Here is a 5,385-nt window from a genome sequence, read left to right as displayed (position 1 = left end):
TTTCTTAGCCATTTAAGGCCTCCTTTCAATTAAGGTTAAACAGAATTTAAGAAGTTTACCCCCACACCTGTTTCCTTATTGTTTCAAATCATATACCATCAAAGATATGTTTTATGTGTATATTTTGAAAAGCAAGGCGGATGAAAAACTATATATAGGCTCAACAAACGATTTGAAACGAAGACTTTTAGAGCATAATGATGGAAAAGTCCGCTCGACAAAATCTCGCGCTCCGTTCGTTTTAAAATACTACGAGTCATTTTCAATCGAAGATGACGCACGGCATAGAGAATGGTCACTGAAGAAAGACGGCAATGCTCTCGCGCAATTAAAACGAAGGATATCAAAAAGTCTTCAATAAGAAAACAGGTGTGGGGGTAAATTTATTTAAAAATTAAGGTCCTTTCTAAATTTACAACCCAATAACAATTAAGTTGTAATTAACGAGTATCTCTAAAAATAACACAATACACTAAAATGGTTGGAAAGTCAAGGGTAAAAAATATTATTTATCCACAGGGTTTTCTGAAACTCTATATCACTTATTAATTTCGTTCACAAAGATTTTTTCCGTTTCATTTAACGTCTTTCCGAAAACAGTTTCAAATTTTTTAATAAAATCAGGATAAAAGTAATTTTTGTTAATATTGGATAGTAATTCTATTAATTTATTTAATGAGTATTTCTCTGCCAAAAAACCCACAAAAAGCGCAGCTGTGTTATAAGCGTAATAATTGGAATGCTTGTCCCAACCAGCGGGTGTTCCAAGTTTTTCGCAAAAATTTTCTTCCACATAGACAGGGTGTTTTATATTTTTATATTGTTTTGAAACATATGACGACAAGCCTTCGCTTAACCATTTAGGCACCGCTTTGTCTCTCGTTATTTTTTCAATAAAAAGATGAGTTATTTCATGTTTTAGTATAGGCAAAAAATCTTCTTTTTTATGTGAGGTTTCTTTTTCAAAAGCATCGAAGTGCATAATGTCTACTTCTCCTTTGGTAGCGCTTGCAACGTGCCATGATTCTGTTTCTCGTCCAATTTGCTTGTTAAAATCTTTTTTATTATTATGTACCCGAACGCACAAGTCATCTAATTCGCTTTGAAATTGGGCGCTAACGTCTTTGTAGGCTTCAGTAATTAAATCTTCCAGCTCGTTACGATCCTTGTTTTTATATCTAAATATTAATTTCATATATCTATTTATTACACCAAAAAAAAGAATCGGGCAAGTTTTTATGACGAACCTGCCCGATTTGAATGTCTTGGTGTCTGAATTTTATTTATTGCAACTATTGTCGCATGAGCGACAGGCCACGCAATCACATTTATTGCAATTATTCGCGATTAATTCAGAAAATTCTTTTCTCATGGCCTCGCTTGACACCCTGAAGATACAAAAAATTCCTCCAGTAAATTAGCTTTACTCAACCTTATCACCCCCTTTCCTTATTATCTTATTTTTGTACAACTGGCCAATAAAAACATTTATACTATCTGAAACGAGTTTAAATTCCTCTTTAAGACTTTCCGCCGAAAATACATTTTTTGATTTCAGATTAAGCAATAGTTCCCATCCGCGATCTGTTAAAAATTCCGCGCGATTGTTTACATATACAATCCCACCAAAGTCCTCCTTTCTAAAATCTAGTGAATCATTAAGTTTGAAATAAGTTTTTTCTGAAAAATCAAGGCTTTCTTCAGCTTCCTTGTTGCAAAAAGGGAGCTTTTTGACTCTTTCGATGTCAAAAATTGGACCCCGCATATACATATCATTACCATTATAACGGCCACATGTTAATTTCGCCGACATCCTACACCCGCCTTCGCAAATAACAACAGCCTTGCAAGATTTGCAGCCGCTTGGCAAAATATCGGGGCTTGACCACGTTTTCATTTTTTCCCAAATTTCAGAAAAATTTTCATACAACAGGTTGCCAAATTCCTTATCTGCGTGGATGCAAGGCCTTACGCTTCCGGTGGAAGATATAGCACAGGTGGTAACCGCAGCCGAACAAATACGATTGCCAAAAAAATAAACAAACTCATCTTCATCGTTTTCGTTAAAAAGACATCTGGCTACGGGCTCAAGTGTATCAACGTTGCAAGCTAGTTCATCTCTTACTTTGAGGAGAGTTCTTAACGCTTGCTTGCACTCCTCGCCGCTTAGAAGAAATTTTTTGTGCGATTCATGAGATGGAACGATTGGCGTAGCGCAGAAAGTAGTTGCGCTAAAATCTTTAGCCATTTTGCCGACTTCGTAAATTTCGTGGAGATTTAATTTAGAAACAGCCATGTTGACGGAAACGCTTAGACCGGCGTTTATTAAATTTTTTATTCCATCACATGCATTATCAAAAGTGTTTGAATTGGTAATTTTGTTGTGCGTATTTTTTGTCCCCAACAGAGAAACCAGCACATGGGTTGCCCCTAATTCACTTATCTTCTCCGCGTATCGTTTTCCAATTAAAACTGCATTGCTATTAATGCCAACCTTAATACCATTATCTTTACAAAACTGCAGAATTGAAAAAACTATTCTAGGTCTCAAGAATGGTTCTCCGCCAGTAAGAGTAATGGATTTTATTCCCGCGTTATGTAGTTTTTTAGCAATCAGCAAAAAATCTTCTTCTTTTATTTCATTTTTACCTATTTCTTCATCGTATCTCCAATAATTGTAGCAATGAAAACATTTTTGATTGCACGATTCAGTTAATTCAATTTGCGCGTCCAGCGGTGCTGAAAGTCGCTTCATTTTTTATATCTCCTTTTGTTAAGTTAAGTTTTTGAACAATTCTAAGGCTAATACTATATAAATTTTTTGTCTTTGTCAATGATTTTTAAAAAAATATCATTTGGTCACTTCTGGTCACTTCACTTATCCACACTCGCTATTTTTATTAAGTTGCTGCTGGTTGTATAATTTAATCCAAATGGCAAACGGCAAACTTACGCTTCCTAAAATCAGATTTTCTTTTTCTAAAATATTTTTAAGCCTGATGTTGTAAGGTAAAATAAAACCCTCCCGAGCATTGCGCTTCGGGAGGGAGGAGACCAATGTCAAGGTTTAACCTTGACATTGGTCTTTTTGGTACTATCTTTTGCTCTTAACCTTGACGGTTAAGGATTTGTTTACTTCTTGAGAGGAGAAGACGATTTGCGCCTTTCCTTTCCATCTGATGTGGCGCTGGCAGGGGAAACATAAATTTTCCGTTTCCCCTTGGTAACCATTGCGGTTATCGTTTCTCCAACAACCCTTTTTCCTTGGTCGCAGACAAGGGTGACTGTCTCATCAACGTCTTGCCCTTTTTTGATTTTCAGACTTTCCGGCGACAGTTGAATCTCTTTTACCGGCATCGGAGTGGGAGTCGGTGTTGGTGTAGAAGAGATAGTAGGTGAAGGTGTCGGCGTCGGTTTAGGCGGTATCGTTGGAGACGGTTTCGGTGATGGTTTCGGACTCGGCGTCGGTGAAGGAGTTGGGGTTGGTTTGGGTGTCCAGCCGTCAACATAAATTTGGGAGATTGATTCGCTGTAAAGGCCATTTGTCGTATCTGTTACCCTCAGCTTTATATCATACGTCTGTTTTTCAAGATAATCTGGCGGCTTAAAAGTAACAGACACGTCTTCGGCTTTGAACGGATCCAGTTCCAGCAAATCTTTTCCGAAATAAACTTCCCAGCCTCCCTCCGGAAACGCCTCCAATTTGTATTGATTTCTGCCGCAGGCGATTCCTTCCTGATTGCCGACGGTTATGAGGAATTCCGTGTTTATCCCGTCAAAGTAATAAAAATTTTCTTGAGGATTAAACAAAAAAGGAGGCAATTCGCCGGCACACTCAAACCATACCTTAACCGTAGCCTGCGCGTCCGCGTCCGTGCCGGATTTACTAATTATGCTGATGTTTGTGCCAACAGAGTCGCAGAAGTCGTGGGCCTCCAGCACGTTATAAGTGCCATAATCATCTCTGTCGTATAAAATAATGGTATCACTGTCGGTTCTGCCCCAGAGCTGATTTTGGGCAAATATTCTTAAAATTACATCGCCCTCCGGTCCAAGAACCGAATTTTTTGATTCAAATATCCCGCTCGGATAACCGTATTCAGTTTCGTAAAATAAAACCTGAATGAGGTTGGCAAAATCATCAACCCTGAAGCCGCAAGGAATTCTAATGAATTTTATGCCGTCCGATGGAACAGCGCGCTGATCTAAGGTAACAGTTTGGTCCGACGCCACATCAATTATTTGTTCCTTGTTTCTCCAGCCAAATCTTTCTTTTATTGGCTCTTGAAAATGCAGGACCCCGCCACCCATAACACAATCGTCGGAGTATACTCTAATGCCATACTCGTTGTTGCCATTATTACTCCCGCTCCAGTTCGGAATCCTGTCTATATCCAAACAGTTCTTAAACCACATGCCATTGGCATGGTACGCGCCCAAAGCATGACCCATCTCATGGTATTTGTAGGAAAATCGCTTGTTTTTAATATCTCTGAAATCCAGCCAATTCACCGACATATTAACCACTCCGTCGTCGGTGACGACCTCTGTTTTCCCGAGAGTGCTGATGGCGTAGGACCACATTCCACCCATTACAATTACAAGCCTGGTATAATTAGGGAAGTAAACATCCTTGTATACCTCCAGGGCGTCTTTTAGTATTAAATCTATCTGGATATCTGCCCTGTTTTGACCGCCCTCGCTATACCCATAGTAATCGGAGTTCTCGGGCATAAATCGCCATTCGTCTTGGCATTTGCCCTCAAACCAGATTTTGTCGCCGGAAAAGTCCCGCGAATTTTCCCGGTAAAAATTATCCAGCGACCAGGGCTCGTCGGGATTAAAATACAGATTCTCGGCATCGGCCTTTGTTGCCCCGCCGGTCTGGCCATCGTCTAGGTCTTTGAATTTTACCAGCAATATTACGGTTGGTTGTTTTCCCGTCGTGTCGGAAAAATCAACCTCCTTTTTACCTATTAGTTGCGGCGTTTGTGGTACGATTTTCTCGCACCTGAAGCCATTATCGGCATAATCGCCGATTGCACTTACGCGCGCGTTGGGCGGCAGGCCAGACGGCCCGCCCCGCTCCTTGAGCAAGAGCCTTATTCTTTTTCCACTATCGTTGCGTAGGTAATGGATAGGTTTGCATTCGCCCGTTTCGCGATTCTCGGAAAAAATTATTTCTAAATTGCCTTCAATTTTTTCCGAGCCTAAGACAACGCCTTTTACAACGACAACAAGGAATAAAAAATACAAAAACAGTCCCACTAACGGAACAACCAGTCTTTTCTTAGCCATTTAAGGCCTCCTTTCAATTAAGGTTAAACAGAATTTAAGAAGTTTACCCCCACACCTGTTTCCTTATTGTTTCAAATCATATACCAT

Annotated in this window: 4 protein-coding genes; 1 reads left to right on the top strand and 3 read right to left on the bottom strand. The window is 39.6% G+C overall.

The window, feature by feature from the left end:
* The first annotated feature begins 106 nt into the window (after positions 1–106).
* Positions 107–361 (top strand): GIY-YIG nuclease family protein, encoded by a 255-nt coding sequence (locus HUT38_04670; protein NUQ57745.1) that lies wholly within the window; start codon positions 107–109, stop codon positions 359–361.
* Between the two features lie 177 nt (positions 362–538).
* Here the strand turns inward: HUT38_04670 and HUT38_04665 are convergent, their stop codons facing one another.
* From HUT38_04665 to HUT38_04655, 3 genes are all read right to left on the bottom strand, one after another.
* Positions 539–1,195, bottom strand: a complete 657-nt coding sequence (locus tag HUT38_04665; GenBank protein NUQ57744.1) for a hypothetical protein — start codon at positions 1,193–1,195, stop codon at positions 539–541.
* A 228-nt stretch (positions 1,196–1,423) separates the two neighbouring features.
* A complete protein-coding gene (locus tag HUT38_04660; GenBank protein NUQ57743.1) occupies positions 1,424–2,755 on the bottom strand; it encodes a radical SAM protein in 1,332 nt (443 codons plus the stop codon).
* Positions 2,756–3,132: 377 nt separating this feature from the next.
* Complete coding sequence (locus HUT38_04655; protein ID NUQ57742.1) at positions 3,133–5,298, bottom strand: hypothetical protein; 2,166 nt, start codon at positions 5,296–5,298, stop codon at positions 3,133–3,135.
* Between the last annotated feature and the right edge of the window lie 87 nt (positions 5,299–5,385).

Origin of the sequence: Candidatus Paceibacter sp. (assembly GCA_013360865.1) — a bacterium.
In the GTDB taxonomy this organism is placed as follows: domain Bacteria; phylum Patescibacteriota; class Minisyncoccia; order UBA9983; family UBA9983; genus SURF-57.
Note: the sequence above shows the minus strand (reverse complement) of the source record. Positions and strands in the feature narration are given on the sequence as shown.

Excerpts from the sequence above, each read along its gene's own strand:
- HUT38_04670 (NUQ57745.1), top strand. The coding sequence starts at position 107 with ATGTTTTATGTGTATATTTTGAAAAGCAAGGCGGATGAAAAACTATAT.
- HUT38_04665 (NUQ57744.1), bottom strand. The coding sequence starts at position 1,195 with ATGAAATTAATATTTAGATATAAAAACAAGGATCGTAACGAGCTGGAA.
- HUT38_04660 (NUQ57743.1), bottom strand. The coding sequence starts at position 2,755 with ATGAAGCGACTTTCAGCACCGCTGGACGCGCAAATTGAATTAACTGAA.
- HUT38_04655 (NUQ57742.1), bottom strand. The coding sequence starts at position 5,298 with ATGGCTAAGAAAAGACTGGTTGTTCCGTTAGTGGGACTGTTTTTGTAT.